Raw genomic sequence first — 20,657 nt, forward strand, 5'->3', positions numbered from 1 at the left:
CGAACTGTCCCTGAAATTTTAAATACCGATCCGCGACCAATCCCGTCGATGCCCGACCTCGAAACACTCTCCGAGCGCGTGTCCACTCTCGAACGAACGGTGACCGGCGGCGAGATGCCCGAGTTACAGGACGACGTGGAACTCCGTAGGACGACCACCGAACTCACGGCACGCCTCGACGAACTCGAAGCGAAACAGGACGAACTCGAAGCCGCCATTTTGGCGCTCCGTGGCTACGTCGGCGACGTTCGTGCCGTCAACGCCGACGTGGAACGACGGGCCGACGCCGCGCTTGCGACGGCCGAAGACTGTCAGGACCGACTCGAAACGCACGAGTCCTGCAATTCCCGTCCCTCCCACATCGATTTCGATCGAACTCCTCCGGAGCAGGGCACCGACACAGAACCACAATCCCGCTCCGAGATTCCGCCCCTCGAATCGACGCGTCCCGACGATCACGCCGAATCGAACGGACGCTCGTTGATGACGCGTCTCCGAGGGCTACTGTGAGCGTCCGTACAGTTCTCGCCGTAGTGCTCGCGGTCGCACTCTGTAGCATCTCCCTCCCGGCAATCGACCACGCGCGGACAAGTCGGGCGACGTACCACGCAGAATCGGCGGTGACGACCGTTTCCCGTTCGATGACCGACCTCGCGGACGAAAACGCCGTTCCCTTCGGGGACGACGGCGAATCGAACACTCTCGATTCGCTCGGCGCACGCAGAGTGGTTTCGCTATCGCTCCCCGCCGAATCGGTGACGACCGGGAATATCGAGTTCGTCGCGGTCGGCGGCGTTCCCGAAAACGGACGAATTCCGAAGGACGAATCCGGGGATGTACTCGCCTATCGCGTCGGCGGCACGACCCACGTTCGACACGTCCCGTTCGACGTGCGTGTCGTAACGACGGACGCCGACCACGAATGGTCGGTCGAACCGGACGGAACGCCGCTCGTCGTTCGCGCGCCCGACCGAATCGACATCGCGCTGTTGTTGGTCGAGTATCGCGGGAAGCGCACCGTCCTCGTCGTTCCGGCGGCTGAAATTTAAATCGGAAGACGCGACCACGGGCGACCATGTGGAACCCACTGTCGAAATCCACCGACGACCGTGACTGCCGCTGTGACCCCTCGTTCGACGGCACGACGTTGGTCGTCGATGCGAACGACTGCTCGGGACGGGGAACGCTCGAAGACCGCCCCGCTTGCCGCGCGACGGTTCTGGATGCGCTCACCGACCGCGACGCCGACTGTATCGTGATACGCTCCGAGGGCGTCGAACGCACCTACGATGGCGACGGTGCGGCGTTTCTCTCGGCGGCCGGTCGATTCATCGACCGCGTCACCCCACACGACGCCACGCTCGCCGAACGAGCGCGTTCGGACCCACTCCGGGCGGGTTTCGACGCCGTCGGAAGAGCGCCGCCCGTGGTCGATATCGCCGCCGAAACCGGGTTCGCGGAGGGTGTCCATCGGTTCGCCGACTACTCGACGCTCTTCCGGCCGTTCGTCGGGCCAACCATCGCTCGTTCCCGAATCACCCTTCGTCCACCGGCGAACGCCCGACTGGACGACCAGTACACGCTTTCGACCGGTGCGACCGTTCGATACTACGACACCGACTCGGCGGATTCGGCCACCGACGCTCATCGAACCTACCATCTCGAACCGGTGGAGTACACCCTCGACGAGGATGCGTTCGGGACGCTCGACCGGGCCGCAACGCTCCTCGCCGACGGCGGAGTCACGGGGGGAAAACGAGCACCAGGGCGGGCGGTCAGGACGGTTGCTGACTCGACCGAGGCCGTCGATACCCTCTCCCCCGTCCTCGAAAAATACACGCAGGGGTACGGCGTCCTGTCCGACCTATTCGCGGATCCCGCCGTTTCGGACGTTTTCGCAACGGCTCCGGTCTCACAAAACCCACTTCGCGTGCGGGTCGACGGTGAACGGATGCGAACCAACGTTCGCCTCACCGACGACGGTGCGGCCTCGCTCGCCTCCCGGTTCCGTCGAACGAGCGGGCGAGCGTTCTCGCGGGCGAGTCCGACGCTCGATGCCGTCGCGGAGGTCGATGGCACGAGCGTCCGTGTCGCGGGCGTCACCCGCCCCGTCAGCGACGGCATCGGCTTCGCCTTCCGCGTACAGGGCGAGGAACGATGGACGCTCCCGGCGCTGGTTGCCAACGGAACGCTTCCGGCGGACGCCGCCGCACTCCTTTCGGTCGGCGTCGAACGTGCGGGAACCGGACTCGTGGCCGGTTCCCGTGGCGCGGGCAAGACGACGCTTCTCGGAGCGTTACTCCGGGAACTCCCTCACGAGGTTCGAACGGTCGTCCTCGAAGACACGCCGGAACTGCCGATCGAGACGCTGCAAGACGGTGGGCGCGACGTGCAAGCGCTTCGAACGACCGCGAACGACGACGAACCCGGACTTCGCCCCGACGATGCGCTTCGGACGGCCCTTCGATTGGGGGACGGTGCGCTCGTCGTCGGGGAAGTTCGCGGCGAGGAGGCGAGCGTCCTCTACGAGGCGATGCGAGTCGGCGCGAGTAGTAATGCCGTCCTCGGAACGATCCACGGCGACTGTGGCGACGCGGTGTACGAGCGGGTCGTCACCGACCTCGGCGTCCCGCCGTCGTCGTTCGCGACGACGGACTTCGTCGTCACGGCAGAATCCTACGAAATCGACGGACAGCACGGCAAACGCGTGAAGCGCATCGAGGAGGTCGTTTCGAGCGGTGGGGTCGAAACGAACGGGTCCGAAGCGAATGGAATCGAAGCGGACGGAACCGCCGTCCGCTTCGAACCGCTGTACGAACGACGGGACGGAAATCTCGTCTCGACCGGACGAATCGAGCGCGGTAACAGCATCTTCGTAGCCTCGCTCGCGAAATCGGCGGAGACGTATGCCGACGTTCGGGCGGCCCTCGCCGCCCGAACTGAGGATATAGAACGACGGGTCGAACGGACGAATCCGTCGTTCGAGGCCACGACGAAACGCTTGAACGGGGTCGGTGATCCGGCGTGATCCTCGAATCCTTCGAAACGCTGTGTTCGTCCCTCGCCCGGCTTTATCCGTGGCAAGTCACTTCGGATGCCGACATCGACCGAGCGATGGGATTTCTGAACGGAAACGTCGGAAGTCGCGAAGTCGCCCGTGCCGCAAACGCCGCAGCGATCCTCGGGTGCCTCGTCGGAGTCATCAGTGGCGCATTGGCGGAACCGGCGCTCCGCTTCGTGGTCGGTGGCCTATCGGTCGCTCTCGCGGTCGGTGTCTCGGCGTCGCTTCGACGAGTTCCCGAACTCCTCGCCGCCGCGAAACGGACGCAGGCGCTCGGCGACGCGCCCGACCTCGTGGCCAGGGCCGTCCTGTGGATGCGAATCGAACCGACGGCGGAAGGTGCCGCCGCGTTCGCGTCACGGACCGGTGACGGGTCGCTCGCGTCGAGTCTCGGCGACCACGTTCGCCGCGCGGCCGGGTCGCCGACGTCCGGATTGACGTCGTTCGCGGCGGAGTGGGAATCGTGGAATCCCGCGCTTCACCGTTCGATGGTACTGATCGCGGCGGCGAGCGAGGCACCGGCAGGGGAACGAAAGCGGACGCTCGACCGCGCGCTGACGGCGATTCTCGACGGCACACGGGAACGGATGGCCGAGTTCGTGACCGAAATTCGGGGACCGGCGACCGCACTGTACGCGTTCGGGGTTCTGCTCCCGCTTGCGCTCGTCGCGGTACTTCCGGCGGCGAAGACGGCGGGAGTGCCCATGTCGCCTGCCGTATTGGTCGTCGGGTACGACGTTCTGCTCCCCGCATTGTTGTTGGGCGCAAGCGTTTGGCTGCTCACCCGGCGGCCGGTCACCTTTCCGCCGCCGGACGTGTCGCGGTCGCATCCCGACGTTCCAGACGAGCGATGGCCCGTCGTCGCGCTCGGTCTCGGCGCGGCGGGTGTCGCGCTGATCGTTACGACGCTACTGCTACCGAATTGGACGCGCTGGATCGCCTGTGGTGGCTGTCTCGTCGGTGCACTGTCGGTCGGATCCACGCGTTCGACCGTCCGCATCAGGAATCACGTTCGGGCGGTCGAGTCGGGGGTCACCGACGCCCTCTATCTCGTCGGTCGACGGGTGAACGAAGGACAAGCAGTCGAGGCGGCCATCATCGTTGCTGGCGACGAACTCTCCGGGGAGACGGGTGCCGTCTTCGACCGGGCGACACGGATTCAGCGACAGCTCGGGATGGGGGTCAAAGAGTCGTTTCTCGGCGAGTACGGCGCACTCTCGACGGTTCCCAGTCCCCGCGCGAGGAGCGCGACCGCGCTCCTCGCGCTCGCCGCCAGCGAAGGGCGACCTGCCGGGGGTGCCGTGGTGGCGATGGCCGACCACATCGACGACCTCCAGAGGGTCGAACGGGAGGCGCGGCGCGAACTCTCGCAGGTCACCGAGACGCTCCGCCACACGGCCGCGATATTCGGGCCGCTGGTTTCGGGTGCGACCGTCGCACTCGCCGGAGAGATGGCGAGCGTCGGGGGGTCGTTTGGCGGCGGTGGCGCGTTTCCCGTCGGCGTGCTGGGACTCGCCGTCGGCGTGTACGTCCTCTTCCTTTCGACCATCATCACGACGCTCGCGGTCGGACTCGAACACGGTCTGGACCGGACGTTGGTCGGGTATCGGGTCGGCCAATCGTTGCTGTCGGCGACCGTCGTCTATCTCCTCGCGTTCGTCCTCGCCGGAGCGCTGACGTAGTCCGCCGGTCGGATGTCGTCCGAACGGCGTTCAGTTTGATTCGCGTCTTCGTTTCCAGAACCGACGAAGGTCCCGGACGAGGAACACGACGACACCAACGAAGCCAATAGCGACGACCAGATCCGATGAAATTCCGTCGTAGAACTCTCGATGTACAGCACGAATCGTTTCGTGCGAGCGTTTAAGTACGAAAACGGGACGACTCCGGCCCATGTTCGACGCACCTCTCGACGCGTGGTACGTTTGGCTCGGTGTCGCAACGGTGAGTCTCGCCGTCTTCGGCGTCGCAATCGAACTGCCGACGTCGCCGCCTCCCGACGCCGCCAGCGTCGCCGACACGGTCGATTCCGTCGCTGGCTGTACGTACTCTGCAACTGGGGAACATCCGCTTACAGCACGGCAGATTCGACTCGGTCCCCGCCGTCTCGGCTTGCGCGACGATGGCGGGACCGCACACGCGACGTTTCGATACGGCCCGGTCATCCCCGTGTTCGGGGCTGGCGACGGTTCCGATGGGAAATTGCGCCGCATTCTGTCCGGCACGCCGCCATCAGCAGTATTCGACTCGTCGGATGCGTTCCGGCGGGCGGTTCGTACCGCTCGAAATCGACGGCCGTCGTGGAAACGGGCGGAAAGCAGGCTTCGCGTGCGCTGTGTTTCGTGGGGGGGAGTCGATGCGACGCTGGTCTCGGGCTAGGGCGCAGACCGAACCGATCGCTGCCCTCGTCGCCGTCTTCGCCGTCTGTCTCGGTTTGCTCACCTACACCGGCGTCCTCGGAAGCGCGATGCCACGGTCCGAGCGAACGCTTGCGCCGACGACACTCTCGGCGGCCCAGGATCGAATAACTTCGAACGAAATCGTCCATCCTGACCGTCTCGAAGGCGTATCCACCGCGAATCCCGACGGCTATCACCTCAACGTCACCCTCTCGGCAGGGTCACACGAATGGCACGAAGGGCCGATACCCCCGAAGAACTCCGACGCCACCGATGCAGCGACGGCAACCGTGAGCGTGCATGTCGGTCCCGGAGACATCTACCCGGGCACGTTGCGCGTGGTGGTGTGGCCATGAGGGCCATCAGTACCGTCGTCGACGTGACGCTGTGTCTGTTGTTGGTCAGTGCCAGCGCCTTCGTCCTCGTCGGCGCGAAGCCATCCGACTCGCCGATTCGAACGCGGACCGCCGAATCGACGGCGAACGTCCTCGAAACGGGCACGGCGAACGTGAACTACACGATTTCGTCCGATTCCGTAACGGCCCACCCGACGACGCACGGCACGCTCGCCGAACTCCTCGGGCAGGCCGCACTCGCCAACACGACGATTCGCGGAACCGAGTTGTCACCGACGAGCGATTCGTTCGAACGCGCGGTCTCCCGGCGGGTGCAGGAGCGACTCGGATATCCCGCCGACAGACAACTCCTCGTCCGATGGGAACCGTATCGGGATTCCGAACTCGGTGGTCGGTTCGCGCTCGGCGAATCACCACCCCGCGACGTGGACGTCCACGCCGCCGTTCGCTCGATTCCGAGCGGCATGCCACGGGTTCGAACGCGAGCGCTCGACGCCGCCCGTCGTGACGGCTATCGCGGCGTGGCTCGCGTCGTCGCCGCCGGAATCGTCTCCGGATTGGTTCCGAACGAATCCACGAGGATGGCCCTTCGAGACCGTGAAACAGGAATCGTCGTCGCGCGTCGATTTCGACGGTTGATTCGGTCGTACGACGCGGTGGATTCGGCGTCTCCCCGACTCGATAGCCAGCAGACGAGGCGGGCGCTCATCCACGCGATGGCGAGAACGATCGAATCGGACATTCGAAGGTCGTTCGGGACGCCGACCGATGCCGCGCGTTCGGTCGCCGTCGGACGAACCGAACTCGTCGTCAGGACGTGGTCCGCATGAGGTTCGCCGACGACACCCGAGGCAGGGTTCCGTTCGCGCTCATCGGCGTCCTGCTGTTGGTCGGGAGCGTCACCTTCGCGGGTGCGTTGGTCACCCGACAGTCACCGCAGGTGAACGAAAACGTCGATCGAAGCATGCGTAGCGTGACCGCTGGTACCCACACCGCACTCCGAGAGGCGGTACAGCAGGCCGGGCGAGCGGCGGCCGCTCGACCACTCATCGAACCGTCGAACACGACCACGGGTCGGATCATCAACGACTCCACCCCGTTCCGCGATTACCTCCGTCTTCGAATATATCTCGCCGCCCGCCAGCGGTTACGCTCCGTTTCGGTGCACGTCGGTGACGTTCGTGCGACCGCGTCGCTCCGGGCCACGCCGAACGCGGTTGCGCTCCGGCGGGCGAAACAACGGGTCCACATCGAACCGGTCGGGAAGCCCACCGAGGCGGGCCTCCACGTCCGAATCGAGAACGTGTCGCTCCGTGCGACTCGTGACGGTACGACCGTCGCCAGTGCGGAAAAGGAAATAACGCTCGTCGTGGAGACTCCCGCCCTCGCGCTCCACGAACGCGTACAGCGATTCGAGCGACGGCTGAACAACGGGCCGCTCGACCCCGGACTCGGCCGTCGATTGACCGCGCGACTGTACGCCGTGACGTGGGCGCGGGGGTACGCCCAGTACGGCGGTGCGCCGATCGCGAACGTGCTCGGCAACCGCCACATCGAACTGATGGCGAACGGCGCGGTTCTCGAAGAACAGCGGAAATCGTTCGGGGTCAGCGACCCGCGCGGACGGCAAAGTCTTCGGCGCGCTACCGCACGAGTCGGTCTGACCGATCTCCTCGTGCCGACGACCCAACACGGTGAACTGTGGACGAATCTCGTCCTCGACACGGCCGACTCAGCAACCGGCGGGGACGGCGACTTTCGAACGATTTCTTCGCCGAGTAACTCGGCGTATTCTCCCGAGACGAAGACGAAAATCGGCGTGAATCGCTCGGCGGACCGAGCGTTGCTGGATCTCATCGACGGCGGAACGTCGAGCGAACTGGCGTCGGCGGTCGGGTCGGCGTACCGCGTTTCCGCCCGCTCGGTCACGACGGTTCGACACGTCCACGACGAACACGAACCACGACTGCACTCGCCCGGAGGGAACTGGACGCTCGTCGGTCAACGGACGAAAACGCACACTGTCGTCGAAAAGGCGGGAGAATCCTCGAACTCACCCGGAACGCCGAGCGGATGGCACCTCCTCTGGACGGGTGCTCGCCGCGTCGTGCAAAAACACACGGTGATCCGGCGGTGGAAACGCGAGAACGGGTCCAGCGGTTCGCAGCGAGGTCGTTCGAGGAATCGTGCGGACCGTGCGGATCGAGCGGCGCGAAAGAGCCACACCACGAAAACGACCCAACACTGGACGGACGAGTTCGTCGTCTCCCTCGGGGTCGCGGGTGATCATCGGACGACCGAACGCGCACCGGTTCGCCCGCTTCCGACGGCGTACGAACCGGGCGGGCCGTTTTCCGGACCGAACCTCGCCGACGTTCCCGGGAAGGCGATCGAACGACTCGTCACCGACCGTGGCGGAGCGGACGAACTCGCACGACGTGCGGTGTCCGGAACGCTGAACACGCAACCGGTGACGATACAGGGGCGGTATCCGAGCCAAGTTCGGTCGTGGGCGTACAGCGACGTACGGGGGCTCCGAAACCGGATTCGAAACCTCTCGGTGACGGTCTCGCGCGGAAATCTCGCGGCGGGAAAGACGAACCCGGCGTCGAAACTCGCACGCGTCCTCCGTGCGCGCCGGAGCGAACTCATCGACGCGCCGTCGAGCTACGACAGCGCAGCGGATCGGGCTCGATACGCGGCCCGTGCTACGTACCTCGATTCGGTCATCGATCGGCTCGATAGCAGGGCCGATCGTACTCGACAGGAGCAGAAGGGTTTCGAGGAGGCTGTGAAGGGTGCCACCGGAATCCCGCTCGACCGGATTCAACGGATTCTCGCCGCGCGGACGAACGTCACGTCGCCGTCACGGCATTCCTTGCAGACGGCCGGTCCCGGCGAGCCAGTAAACCTTAGCGTCGACGGTGCACCGCCGTATCTCACGCTCTCCGCCGTCGAGCATCGCCACGTCTCTGCCGTGCCGCAGGGAACGACGGCCTACCCGCTCGCGGCGCGAAACGTCAATCTCTTCACCGTCCCGTCGGGCGACATCTCGGACACGATCACGTCGTTGCTGTCGGACGGACGGGAACCGGAACGGGTGAGCGTTCGAAAGGCTGGCTTCGCCCTGCGGGCCGCGAACGAAACGCTCGCCGGTGGGGCGAATGCGTCGCTCCGCCGCCAGCGGGACGAACTACAGCGCAACCTCGACGCGTCGCTCGACGATATCGAGCGACGCGTGGGAACGGAACTCGCCACGAGCGATGCGGTCGATCTATCCGATTCGGAATCCCGTGCGGCAGTTCATCGAGGCATGGCACGCTGGCGAACGACGGCCGATCGGGCGATCGCCGTGACGAACGGTTCCGCCGCCACGAGTATCGCACGAGCGATCGAACTGCAGTCTGGCGGGGGGAAACACTGGACACGGATGCAACGCGATGCGGTGACGCTCCGAATTCGGTTCGGCCTCGAATCCGCACGGAAGAACGCCGACGGTGTGGAAGAATCGAGCGTCAAACCGGTCGTGAAGGCCGCTCGAACGGTGTTGACCGAGAAACTGAAAGGGGCGGCCCAGGGGTACATCGAGAAGCGCGTTCGGCGGCGAATGAACGAATCGATCAACGAAACGATGGCGAACATGCCCGCGGGACTGCCGGTCACGCCGGTTCCCGGCTATTGGTACGCCACGGTCAACGTCTGGCAGGTGGACGTCTCGGGGACGTACGCTCGGTTTACGGTCCGTGCACGCGAGGGAGCGCCGACCTCGCCGGGTGCGTCGGTCGCGTACTGCCGACAGGCCGGAATCGTTCGGTTGGACACCGACGGCGATGGTGCCAAGGAGACCGTTGGACGGACGACGCCGGTTTCGTTCGATACGGGAACGACCGTCATCGTCGCGGTCCCACCGGGAAAGACTGGCGTGGGTGACGTGGACGGGAACGCCGACGAACGCTCATCCGGGTGGGGAAATCGGAGTGACAATCCATTTGACGCCCGCGTCCTTCGTGACGACCATGCTCTACGACGAGATAGATGACCCCGGCGAGACGACGCCGACGAGATTGCACGAGGAGTACTTGGCAGAACTCGCGGAGACGATCACGTCGGTCGGCCCCGACGAAGTGGTAGACGGGACGGACCTCGACCCGGAAATGGTCGAATCGGTCGCCGACGGCGAGCAGGTCGACATGACGCTCGAAGACGCTGCCGCGATTCTCGCGACTGCGGACGGAATGCCCGATTCGGACTCGATCCTCCTCGAAGTCCGCGACCACCTGTTGATGGGAATGACGACGGGCGTAGTGGACATCGACACGCTCGCGAGGGAGATCGACGGCGACCTCGAAGCGCGCGCTATCCAAAAGAAAATCGAGGGGCGAGGACCGATGACGCTGGACGAGTACGCGCGCATCCACCACGCTATCGCCAAGCGAAACGACCGATAGCAGTTTCAGGGAAGTTATCCGCGTTCCGTTCGAAGGAAAGATATGAACGTCGGAGTACTCGGTTGCGGCTACGTCGGTCTTGCACTCGCGCGTGGACTGCTCGCGGATGGACACGACGTTGTCGGTGTTCGGCGGTCTCAGGACGGTCTCCAGGCGGTCGAGGAGGTCGGTGCGGACGCCGTACAGGCGGACGTGACGGACGCGGATTCCCTCGCGTCGATTCCCGACGTGGACGTGCTCGTCTACGCGGTGAGCGCGGACGGCCGCGACTCGGAGGCGGCGCGGACGGCGTACGTCGATGGATTGCGGACGACCCTCGACCACTTCGCGGGTCGGAGTTCGCCGCCCGAACGAATCGTCTATACGTCGAGTACGGGAGTGTACGGCGACAGGGACGGGGAGTGGGTGGACGAATCGACACCGTTGGAGCCACGAACCGAACGGGAGGGGATTCTGGCCGAGGCCGAGGAAATCGTGCAGGAGGACCGCGGGTGGGACTGGACGATCACTCGGTTCTCGGGCCTGTACGGTCCGGATCGCTATCGGTTGGAACGGTATCTGGAGGGTCCGGTCTCCGACCGATATCTGAACGTGATCCACCGCGACGATGCGGCGGGCGTGATTCGATACCTCCTCGAAACCGGAAACGGGCGGAACGAGGTCGTTCTCGCGACGGACGACGAACCCGTCCGGAAACCGGTGCTGGCGGATTGGCTCGCGGACGAGTGTGGCGTTTCCCACCCGCCGCGGGCCGAACCGACGAGCGAGCGGGCGCGAGCGAGCAAGCGCTGTTCGAACGAAAAACTCCGCGAAATGGGCTACGAATACCGCTATCCGACGTACCGAGAGGGGTATCGGACGGCAATTGACACGTATCAATAGTTCCGAATCGTCTGACACCTGTAACCGTTGGGAAAAGTTCTTGGTTTCCCCTATCGACTTCGAGGGTATGGAGTTACGGGCCGACCAGTCGGTTCAGGGGCTGTTCCGCAGTGCGCAACTCTACAGTTCCGACAATCCGATGTTGGTCGTCGGGGGCGTCCTCGGTGCGATCGTGTTGGTGGTTTCGGCGTGGCTGGTCGTCCGCTGGATTCGGCGACCGAAAGGGGCTCGGCTCAAACGGGCGTTAGCCAAACGGGACGAACTCGTCGTCCTGTTGCACCCCAATCCCGACCCGGATGCGATGGCGTGTGGTATCGCGATCGCGTATCTCGCTGAAACGGTCGGAACGGACGTAACACTGCAGTATACAGGACAGATACGACATCAGGAAAACCGCGCGTTCCGAACCATTCTCGACCTCGAACTCGACCGCGTCGAACACGTAACCGACCTCGCTGCTTCTACCATCGTTCTCGTCGATCATAACACTCCGCGCGGATTCAACGGCGCGGAACGGATCGAACCGTACGCCGTCGTCGACCACCATCCAGGAAACGGTACCGGCGAGGTGTTCACGGACAAGCGAACGAAGTACGGCGCGTGTTCGACCATCGTCGCGGAGTACTTCGACGACCTCGGAGCGACACCCGTCGGTCCGGACGAGATTCCGCCCGAGGACGAGTTCGTTCTCCCGTCCCACATCGCCACCGGCTTGCTGTACGGGATACAGTCCGACACGAAACACCTGACGAACGGCTGTTCGGCGGCGGAGTTCTCGGCGAGTGCATACCTCTATCGCGGCGTGGACGAGCACCGACTCGACCGAATCGCGAACCCGCAGGTGAGCGCAGAAGTGCTGGAAATCAAGTCGCGGGCGATCACGGAACGGGAGGTTCGCGGCTCCTTTGCGGTCTGTAACGTTGGCTCGCTCTCGAACGCCGACGCGATTCCGCAGGCCGCGGACGAACTCATGCAACTCGAAGGGGTGACGGCCGTCGTCGTCTACGGCAAGCGCGAGGACACGCTCTACATCTCGGGACGGTCGCGCGACGACCGAGTTCACATGGGAAAGGCGCTGCAGGCGGCCGTCACGGACTTCCCGGGTGCCAACGCCGGTGGGCACGCACGGATGGGTGGCGGGCAAGTGCCGGTCGAATCGGCGGTCATCGCCGGGGGGATGGAAGCGGGTCTCTGGTTGGACCGGGAGTTCATCGACGGAATTTTCGATGCACTGAACGGGAACGTCTGACTGTCGATCGTCGCACTGCTTGTACCCGATTCGACGATGACAACGAACGAGTGACGGGGGTGACTAGTATATCATTGAGTAGAACAGTCGGGATAAAGACGACCTTTTTATCCTTTCGCCGTCTGGGGTGGAGTACCGAATGAGTACGCTGGTGGTGTGTGTCGATCGAAACGACGACATCGGACGCAAGACGGGGCTGGAGATGCCCGTCGCGGGATGGGAAGCGGTCCAGGCGCTCGTCACCGATGTCGGGTTGGCCGATCCCGAGGATTCGAGTGTCAACTGTCTTCTCGAAGCGCTCCGCGTGGCCCGCGACCTGCGGGACGAAGACGAGGAATCGATGGTCGCCGTCATCTCCGGTACCGCCGACACGCGCGTCGGTGCCGACCGCGCCGTGGCCGCCCAACTCGACGACCTCATCGCGGAACACGACCCCGACTCGACGATCATCGTCATCGATAGCGCGGAGGACGAACGCCTCGTCCCCATCGTGGAGAGTCGCGTCCGGGTGGACGCGGTGGACCGCGTGGTCGTCCGGCAGGCCCGCGACATCGAATCCACCTACTACCTGCTGAAGCAGTTCCTCGCGGACGAGGAACTGCGCCAGACCGTCCTCGTGCCGACCGGCATCGCGCTCATCGCGTTCCCAGTGTTGCTGTTACGGTTGGGGCTCGCCATGGCGACGTCCGCCATCGCGGCCGTCGTCGGCCTGTTCGCGCTGTACAAGGGACTCGCCATCGGGTCCTATTTTCGCAACCTGCCCGGCGAGGCCCGCGACGCCCTCTACTCCGGGCGGGTTTCCATCGTCACCTACGTCGTCGCCGTGGGACTATCGCTCATCGGCGTGTTCGCCGGGGCGCTCCGAGCAGCGCCGATGGACTCCACCGGCAACGTCCTCATGACCGCGATGGCGTTCGTCTTCGAGAGCGTCCCGTGGATAGCCGTGGCCGCGCTCACCGCCAGCATGGGTCGCTTGCTGGACGAGGCCATCCGTAACGACAGCGTACGGAACTCGTATCTCAACCTGCCGTTCGGCGTGCTCGCGGTCGGGTTGGTCGTCCGCGGGTTCTCGGCCTACTTCCTCCAGCGCGCCGGAAAGATCAAGCCCGTCGTGATTCCCCAGATAATGGTCGGGCAGACGACGATTCAGCGACTCACACTCGACCCCGGAACCCGACTCGCGGTGTACGTCGTCCTCGGAGTCCTCGTCAGCCTCATCGGCGTTCGCGTGGCGTCCTACATTAGCGGGACGACCATCAACGAGGAACTGGCCGAGTAACCGAGGTTCATTTATTCCCCGACTCGCAAACCATCATATGAATCAGCAGGCGTGGGTCAGCCTCTTCTCCGGCGGCAAGGACTCCTCGTGGGCGCTCTACCGTGCGCTCGAAGAGGGCCTGAACGTCGAGCGACTGCTCACCGTTCACCCGAAAGGCGACTCGTACATGTACCACGTCCCGGCGACGGAACTCACGGCGCTCGCCGCCGAAAGCATCGGCATCCCGCTCGTGAACGTCGAGGGTGACTTCGACGCCGAATCGGTCGAGGACGCGGGCGAACAGGGCGACATGGAAACCGAAATCATGGAGGACGCGCTCCGCGACCTCGACGTCGACCTCGCGGGCGTGACGGCGGGTGCGGTCGAAAGCGAGTTCCAGACACACCGGATTCAGGACCTCTGTGACGACCTCGGTATCGACCTGTTCGCTCCCCTCTGGCAGCAGGACCCGCGCGAACTCGCGGACGCCATGCTCGACGCCGGTTTCGAGATCAAAATCGTCCAAGTTGCGGCCTACGGTTTGGACGAGTCGTGGCTCGGACGGACCCTCGACGCCGACGCACTGGACGAGTTGGAGGAACTCAACGAGGAGTACGGCGTCCACATTCTCGGCGAGGGTGGAGAGTTCGAAACCCTCGTGACGGACGCGCCGCACATGGACCGGCCCATCGAACTCGAATACGAAACCGAGTGGGACGGGGACCGCGGACGGTTGCGGATTACGGACGCAGAGTTGGGCGAGTAATCGCGGTTTACCGTGCGGTTGGCGGTTATGGGTTTTTGCAGTCGTTGCGGAGGGCAGTCGCGGGGCGGAATCGCGGTAAGCAACTGTTCCGCGAGCGAACGAAGTGAGCGAGCGGCTCTTTTTTGGTCCAGATTTTTTCGAGGAGTGGTACGCGAGAGCCTTCGGCTCTCGCGGTACCCGACGAAGAAAAAAGGTGGGAACGAAAGGTGCGTTTACTCGTCCCGCTGATTCGTGATCTGGGTGTGTGCACCGATGAGTGCGCCAGCCAGGTCCATGTTCTCGACGTAGGTGCCTTCGTCTATGATGGTGTCACGCACGTCACACCCCTGAATCGTGGCATCGGGGAAGATGATGGCGTTTTCGAGGTTGGCGTCGGTCAGTTCCGCGCCGTCCATCACGTGGACGTTGTGGCCGATGTCGGCGTTGTCGAGGGTGGCGCTGTCGGCGATATAGGATTCCCCGTCGAGGAACCACGCGACGGCTTCGAGGTAGCTTTCGGGGGTTCCGATGTCGAACCACGCTTCCTCGAAGGTGTAGGCGTAAACGGGGTTGCGCGACTGCAACCATTGGAGGAACCACCCGGGTTCGTCGGGGTTGTTCCCGTCGGTGAGGTACTGTTCGAGAAGCGGGAGGGTTTCGGCGGTGAACGCATAGCAGGCGATGGAGACCAGCGTGGAGTGGGGGTCTTCCGGTTTCTCCTGAAAGTCCACGACGCGGTCGCCGTCGAGTTCGACCAACCCGTAGGCCTTCGCGAGTTCCTTGCTGCCGACGTCGTAGGCGGCGAGGCAGGATTCTCCCTTGTTCTCGAAGAAGTTCACGAAGTCGCCGACGTCGAAGCTGATGAGGTTGTCTCCGGCGATGACGACGAGGTCGTCGTCCACCTCCTCGCGCTCGACGAGTTGGGCGAGAGCGCCGACGACGCCGAACTTCTCGTCCTCCTCGGACGTGTCTTCGACGCTCAGCTGTGGTTTTTCGAATTCGCTCTCCGCGAGATGCTCGCGGAAGTCGTCGGCGAATCGTTCGTTCGTGCTCACGTAGACGGTGTCGACACGCTCGTCGGCTTCGAGGTCAGCGAAGATGCGGTCGATGACCGTTGTTTCACCGATCGGCAGAAACATCTTCGGTCGCTGTTTCGTAATCGGCCACAGACGTGTCGCATATCCACCGGCGAGGACGACGGCTTTCATGGTTTGACCGTCACTCCGACCCCCTAAGTCCTTTTTCATACCTCAGCCGTTGGATACAATAGGGTCGTCCCCGTCGTGAACGGAGTCCTCGTCACGGCTCGTCGGTGTTCCGTTCGTCGAACAGCGAGGCGAGCAGTTGGTGTTGTGCCTTCCGAAGATGGTAGTGGAGCGTGGCGGAGGCGATGTCGAGCGCGCCAGCGACCTCTTCGGCGGTGCTTCCGCGCGGCCAATCGTAGTACCCCGCGAAGTACGCGGTTCGGAGCGCCGTCTCCTGTCTGTCGGTCAGACGGTCGGTCAGCGAGCGGCGGAACTCCTGTGCGGTTTGAATCGGGCGGTCGATGGTTCGTTTGCCGACCAGTTCCGCCATCGGATACGCCGCCTGAAACGTATCGACGACCTTGCGAACGTCCGTCTCGTGCGGAATTTCGGCGACGATGGAGACTTCGCCACCGTTTGCGGTCGCGGATTGGACGGCGGCACCGGCCTCGACCAACCGCTTGACCGTCGATTCGGTCATCCGAACCTCGATAACTAGTCCGTCGTCGTCCGTGTCGATGAGTCGGCACTCGCCGACGTGTTCGTCCTCGGAGAGCATGGTTTCGAGACGGTCCGCGGGCGCATCCTCGGCACGAACGTAGTGCAGCAGTTCCCCGTCGGAGGCCGGGACCAATCCCATGAGGTGACACGTACAGTTGAGATGACGGGAGGCAGCCATGACCGCGTCGCGGGAGCCGGTCACGTGGAATTCGAGTTCGACGGTGCTGTCCGACAGCAGGATCTGCTTGTTCTTCGCGGCGTTGATGGCGAAGCCGATGGTGTCCCCGAGGATTTCGAGGGCGGCCTGTGCTCGGTCGCCGAGCACGCCGCTTCGCGTCGAGACGAGCGACAGCGACCCGTACATCGTGTTGCCGTACGAGATGGGAATCGAAATCCCCGATTCGATGTCGCGGTCAAGCGCTTCCTCGCGTATCTCTTCGGGAAGCATGTCCGTCTCCCGGACGTCCTGAATCACCTGCAGTTCGTCGCTACGCATCGCCTCGCTCGCGGGGTCGTTGCCGAGCCTGTCGCCGTAGTCGATGAGTATGTCGAGATAGCCCTCGATTCCACCGGCGCGGGTTCGGGGAGTCACGCCCCCGCGGCTGACCTCGCTCTCGTCCGTCCACGCGAGTTCGTACAGTCCGGATTCGACCAATCGTTCACACACTATCTGCTCGATGTCGTCGCGGGTCGCCGCATGCACGAGGTCGCGGATGACTTCCTGTATCACCCAGTGGATTCGGTTCAGCGTCTCCAGTTCCTCGTGCTGATGGGCCAGCGTTTGCTCGCGTTGCCGTCGCTCGGTGATATCACGAGCAACCCAGACGACGACGTCCTGGCCACCGATCTGTTGGCCAAGCGGCGTCGAGCGCGCCTCGAACCATCGTTGTCCGCTTTCGACGGCGAGCGGATATTCCATCGTTTCGACCTGCCCGCTCTCCAGCGTCCGATGGATGTGGCGTAAAAAACTGTCCGCGATGTCGTCCGAAAAGACGTCATGTAACCGTCGGCCGACGAGGTCCGGCGGCGCTGTCGCGGCGAGGGCCTCCGAGTTAGGGCCGACGAGCAGTTCGCAGTATTTTCCCGTCTCGTCCAGAAGAAAGGCGACGTCCGGGAACGCGCTCATGAGCGTCTTGATGTGGGTATCGCTGTGGCCACCGATCCGATCGTAAATCGCGTCAACGATCCGTTGCCGTAACTCCTCCGTCCCATCGAGCGCGCTCAGTGGAACGTAATCGCTCACTCCGAGACTGATCGCCTCGCTGGCGATTCGCTCGTTTCCGTTGTCGGTCAGTAGGACGAACGGGAGGTTCGGATGGTCGTCGCGTATCGAATCGAGGAGTTCGACTCCTGTCGAATCGGGCAAGAGGTGGTTACTGACGACGCAGTCGATGGCGTCGCTGTCGAGACGGGAGAGACAGTCCGCTGCGGACGAAACCGAGTGAACCGTCAGGTTCTCGTGCCCCTGATCGAGTCGCCGTGCGATGTCGGTTTCGTGCTCGACAAACAGGACCGTATGGCTCCTCGTCGTTCTCATCTCGAATGAGTCTCCTCCGGCCGTGTGCTCCCCCATCGCAAATTATCTCATGCACCCGGGCGGGAAAACAGTTTATGTTGTCAGTTTCGTCGCGGTAGTAATTTGAACCAGCGTGACTAACGACTGGTATGCGCGACGACGAGACGACGCGCGAGCAAATCGCGGCGTTTCTCCGAACCGAACCGGCCTCGCCGAGTACCCTTGCAGGGGAGTTCGAAATCACGGCAGGCGCGGCAGTTCGCCACGTCGAACACATCGCTCGCTCCGTCGAATCGAACGACGAGCAACTGCTCGTCGCTCCGCCCGAATGCCGGGACTGTGGCTTCGACCGGTTCGACAACCCCGCAAACCGCCCCTCCCGGTGTCCCGAATGTAAGAGCGAAGCCATCGACGAACCCACGTTCGTGATCCGAGAGACCGAATGACGGGGCGGCTTCGACCGACCGATGAAATAACGGGGAGGCTTCGATTTCGGAAACGGCTCAGCACGAACTGACGGCTTCGTAGTAGCCTTCGGAGGTTTCCTTCAGCGTGCTCGTGTAGGCCGGGAAGCCGAGGTAGTCGTCAGAGCCGATGGCGTAGTAGGCACCGGTCGAGGTGTCCTGATAGGCACGGCCCGCGTCCGCGTGTTCGTAGTTGTAAGCCGTGCCGCAGTAGCCCGTGAAACCGGAGCCGACCGAAATGGTTACTGAATCGTTTCCGGTCGCGCCGTCGTCGTCGGTGACCGTGACGCTGGCCGTGTACTGCCCCGACGACCCGTAACTGTGGGTGACGGTCGCGCCGGTTGCGCTTGACCCGTCGCCGAAGTCCCAGTCGTAGCTCGCAATAGAGCCATCCGAATCGCTGGACCCGCTGGCGTCGAAGGTGACGGTTTCGTCGACGTCCGGCGAACTCGGACTGGCGCTGACGGTCGCGGTGGGTGCGGAGTTGTCGTTCCCGCCGTCTCCACCATCGCCGCCATCGCCCGACCCATCGCGCGGGTGGTCCGCGAAGAAGTTCCAGATGATTTGGCTCGCGTCCGGGCCGCCGGGGGCGGTGTAGGAACCACCCTGCGCGCCGCCGGACCACGCGTGTCCCATGCTGTCGATCATCCACTTCTCGACGATGGTATCGCCGTTCCCGTCGCGGTACTCGGAGACGGTGTAGCTCAGGCTACTGGCCTGTCCGTCTCGCGTCGCGTCGGCGGTGTAGTCGATATCGTCGTCGTCGGCTCCGTCCGATGCGAGGTCGTTGGTCTGGGTGGCCTGCTCGGCGGCCTGATTCCCGTTCTTCGGGTAAACGGTGTAGTCGCTCGTGCCGTGGAAGACGATGGTCGGAATCGTGTCGGTGACGCCGTTCGACTGCATCGCCTGATACGCCGCCGTCCCCTGCGTCTGCGGGTCCGGGCCGCCCTGCGTCATGGCCATCGTCGCGTCGGTCACGCCATCGGCCGCGCCGTACTCCAGCCCCGAGTGAACCGCCCCCGCGGCGTACAGGTCGGGATAGGCGGCGAGCAGGTTCGGCACCATTCCCGCCCCGGCGGAGAATCCGGCGAGAAAGACCCGGTCTTCGTCAACCGTGTTCGCCCCCATCACGTCCTCGGCCATCCCGGCTATGAGTGCGGCCTCGCCGCTGCCCCGCGTCGTGTTCGAATCCTCGAACCAGTTCCAACACTCGTTTGCGTTCGCGCTCGTCGTCTGGTCGGGATAGATGGCGATGAACGTCTCGCTCTCGGCGACGTCGTTCATCTTCGTCTCGTTCTTGAACTGGTCGGGACTCTGGGTACAACCGTGAAGCATGACGACGAGCGGAATCGGCGACCCGTCCGCTCCCGTCGGAACGTACTTCTTGTACGTCCGGCCGTTGTACGTTTCCGAGGTGTACGCGCCCGCTGCCGCACTGCTGGTCCCAGCGACGAGCGTGCTCGCGCCGACCGTCGCGCCGACGGACTTCAGGAGGGTGCGTCGTTTCATCCGCATGGTCATCGACCCCTCGTAAATCCGGAGACGAACTCCCAGATGATTCGACTGGCGTCCGGCCCGCCGGGTGCGGTGAACTCCCCGCCAGCGACTCCACCGGACCACGCGTGATCCATGCCCTCGACTTCCCAGTGTTCGACGAGCGAATTCCCGTTCTCGTCGTGGTACTCGGATACAGCGTAGTCCATACTCGATCCTTGGCCGCCGTAGGTGCGGTCGGCCGTCGTATCGACGTTGTCGTCGTCCGATCCATCGGACGCGAGGTCGTTGGTCTGAATCGCCTGTTTCGTCGCCTGCTCGCCGTTGATGGGGTAGACGGTCGTGTCCGCCGTCCCGTGGAAGACGATGGTCGGCAGTTCGCTCACGGTGTCGTAGATGTCCATCGTATCGTAGGCGTCGGTTCCCTTCAACTCGGGGTCCGGCCCGCCGTACAGCATCGCCGTCGTTCCGCCCGCCGAGGTGTCGGCCGCGTCGTACTCCAAGCCGGAGTGAACGCCGCCCGCCGCGTAGATGTCGGCGTACTCCGCGAGCAGGTTCGGCACCATCGCCGCACCGGCCGAGAGTCCGGCGACGTACACGCGCTCGGGGTCGCAGTTCTCGGCGTCGATGGTCGTCCGCGTTATTCCGGCGATGACGGCCGCCTCACCGTAGCCCCGCATCGTGTTCGCATCGTAGAACCAGTTCCAGCACTGGGCCGGGTTCCGCGCGTTGTACTGATCGGGGTAGATGACGACGAACCCCTCCTCGTCCGCAACTTCGTTCATGCGCGTCTCCTGTCGGAACTGGTCCGCGTCCTGCGAACACCCGTGGAGCATCACCATCAACGGCGGGTTCGACCCCGCCGAATCCGGGACGTATCTCCAGTAGTCGAAGCCGTCGTAGTAGTGGTTCGTGTAACTCCCCGTCGCCGCCGCCGTTCCCGCACTTCCCAAGACGCCCGCTGTGGCCACCGTACCGCCCACCGACCGCAGGAGCGTTCGCCTGTCAATTTTCATGCTATGACGAAACGTACCAATGAT

General features: G+C 64.1%; 18 protein-coding genes. 14 read left to right on the forward strand and 4 right to left on the reverse strand.

Translation table 11 applies throughout. The annotated features are described in order from the left end of the window. Positions 1-48 precede the first annotated feature (48 nt). The 13 genes from NKF26_RS10770 (at position 49) to NKF26_RS10830 (ending at position 14,419) form a co-directional block, all read left to right on the forward strand. A complete protein-coding gene (locus NKF26_RS10770; RefSeq protein WP_253228163.1) occupies positions 49-510 on the forward strand; it encodes a hypothetical protein in 462 nt (153 codons plus the stop codon). Then, positions 507-1,049, forward strand: coding sequence for a hypothetical protein (locus tag NKF26_RS10775; RefSeq protein ID WP_253228162.1), 543 nt, complete (start codon positions 507-509; stop codon positions 1,047-1,049). The genes NKF26_RS10770 and NKF26_RS10775 overlap by 4 nt, the downstream gene beginning before the upstream one ends. Before the next feature lie 26 nt (positions 1,050-1,075). Continuing rightward, positions 1,076-3,028, forward strand: a complete 1,953-nt coding sequence (locus tag NKF26_RS10780) for an ATPase, T2SS/T4P/T4SS family (RefSeq protein WP_253228161.1) — start codon at positions 1,076-1,078, stop codon at positions 3,026-3,028. After that, complete coding sequence (locus NKF26_RS10785) at positions 3,025-4,743, forward strand: type II secretion system protein (protein WP_253234291.1); 1,719 nt, start codon at positions 3,025-3,027, stop codon at positions 4,741-4,743. Before NKF26_RS10780 ends, NKF26_RS10785 begins: the two co-directional genes overlap by 4 nt. A 211-nt stretch (positions 4,744-4,954) precedes the next feature. Next, positions 4,955-5,440, forward strand: a complete 486-nt coding sequence (locus NKF26_RS10790; RefSeq protein ID WP_253228159.1) for a hypothetical protein — start codon at positions 4,955-4,957, stop codon at positions 5,438-5,440. Further along, positions 5,418-5,816: a hypothetical protein gene (locus NKF26_RS10795; RefSeq protein ID WP_253228158.1), complete on the forward strand. Its 399-nt coding sequence runs from the start codon at positions 5,418-5,420 to the stop codon at positions 5,814-5,816. The genes NKF26_RS10790 and NKF26_RS10795 overlap by 23 nt, the downstream gene beginning before the upstream one ends. Continuing rightward, positions 5,813-6,646: a hypothetical protein gene (locus NKF26_RS10800; RefSeq protein WP_253234292.1), complete on the forward strand. Its 834-nt coding sequence runs from the start codon at positions 5,813-5,815 to the stop codon at positions 6,644-6,646. Before NKF26_RS10795 ends, NKF26_RS10800 begins: the two co-directional genes overlap by 4 nt. After that, positions 6,643-9,855 carry a hypothetical protein gene (locus tag NKF26_RS10805; RefSeq protein WP_253234293.1) on the forward strand — a complete coding sequence of 1,071 codons (3,213 nt, stop codon included), beginning with the start codon at positions 6,643-6,645 and terminating at the stop codon, positions 9,853-9,855. Before NKF26_RS10800 ends, NKF26_RS10805 begins: the two co-directional genes overlap by 4 nt. Continuing rightward, complete coding sequence (locus tag NKF26_RS10810; RefSeq protein WP_253228155.1) at positions 9,833-10,264, forward strand: DUF5791 family protein; 432 nt, start codon at positions 9,833-9,835, stop codon at positions 10,262-10,264. Before NKF26_RS10805 ends, NKF26_RS10810 begins: the two co-directional genes overlap by 23 nt. A 42-nt stretch (positions 10,265-10,306) precedes the next feature. Then, complete coding sequence (locus NKF26_RS10815) at positions 10,307-11,146, forward strand: SDR family oxidoreductase (protein ID WP_253234294.1); 840 nt, start codon at positions 10,307-10,309, stop codon at positions 11,144-11,146. A gap of 67 nt (positions 11,147-11,213) precedes the next feature. After that, positions 11,214-12,395: a bifunctional oligoribonuclease/PAP phosphatase NrnA gene (locus NKF26_RS10820; protein ID WP_253228153.1), complete on the forward strand. Its 1,182-nt coding sequence runs from the start codon at positions 11,214-11,216 to the stop codon at positions 12,393-12,395. A gap of 139 nt (positions 12,396-12,534) precedes the next feature. Then, on the forward strand, positions 12,535-13,674 hold the full coding sequence (locus tag NKF26_RS10825; RefSeq protein ID WP_253228152.1) for a DUF373 family protein: 1,140 nt from the start codon (positions 12,535-12,537) through the stop codon (positions 13,672-13,674). Positions 13,675-13,711: 37 nt separating this feature from the next. Then, positions 13,712-14,419 carry a diphthine--ammonia ligase gene (locus tag NKF26_RS10830; RefSeq protein ID WP_253228151.1) on the forward strand — a complete coding sequence of 236 codons (708 nt, stop codon included), beginning with the start codon at positions 13,712-13,714 and terminating at the stop codon, positions 14,417-14,419. Positions 14,420-14,631: 212 nt separating this feature from the next. Here NKF26_RS10830 and NKF26_RS10835 read toward each other — a convergent pair whose 3' ends face one another. Both NKF26_RS10835 and NKF26_RS10840 read right to left on the reverse strand, forming a co-directional pair. Further along, positions 14,632-15,606 (reverse strand): sugar phosphate nucleotidyltransferase, encoded by a 975-nt coding sequence (locus NKF26_RS10835; RefSeq protein ID WP_253228150.1) that lies wholly within the window; start codon positions 15,604-15,606, stop codon positions 14,632-14,634. A gap of 91 nt (positions 15,607-15,697) precedes the next feature. Then, positions 15,698-17,680: a bacterio-opsin activator domain-containing protein gene (locus tag NKF26_RS10840; protein WP_253228149.1), complete on the reverse strand. Its 1,983-nt coding sequence runs from the start codon at positions 17,678-17,680 to the stop codon at positions 15,698-15,700. A gap of 128 nt (positions 17,681-17,808) precedes the next feature. Here NKF26_RS10840 and NKF26_RS10845 point away from each other — a divergent pair, with 128 nt between their 5' ends. Further along, a complete protein-coding gene (locus NKF26_RS10845) occupies positions 17,809-18,105 on the forward strand; it encodes a transcriptional regulator (RefSeq protein WP_066143163.1) in 297 nt (98 codons plus the stop codon). A 57-nt stretch (positions 18,106-18,162) separates the two neighbouring features. Here the strand turns inward: NKF26_RS10845 and NKF26_RS10850 are convergent, their stop codons facing one another. After that, positions 18,163-19,632 carry a PHB depolymerase family esterase gene (locus NKF26_RS10850; RefSeq protein WP_253234295.1) on the reverse strand — a complete coding sequence of 490 codons (1,470 nt, stop codon included), beginning with the start codon at positions 19,630-19,632 and terminating at the stop codon, positions 18,163-18,165. 8 nt (positions 19,633-19,640) lie between these two features. Then, entirely contained in the window at positions 19,641-20,633 is a 993-nt protein-coding gene (locus NKF26_RS10855; RefSeq protein WP_253234296.1) for a PHB depolymerase family esterase, read from the reverse strand. Positions 20,634-20,657: the final 24 nt, after the last annotated feature.

The sequence above is a fragment of the Haladaptatus sp. AB618 genome (genome assembly GCF_024136965.1).
Taxonomy (GTDB): Archaea; Halobacteriota; Halobacteria; order Halobacteriales; family Haladaptataceae; genus Haladaptatus.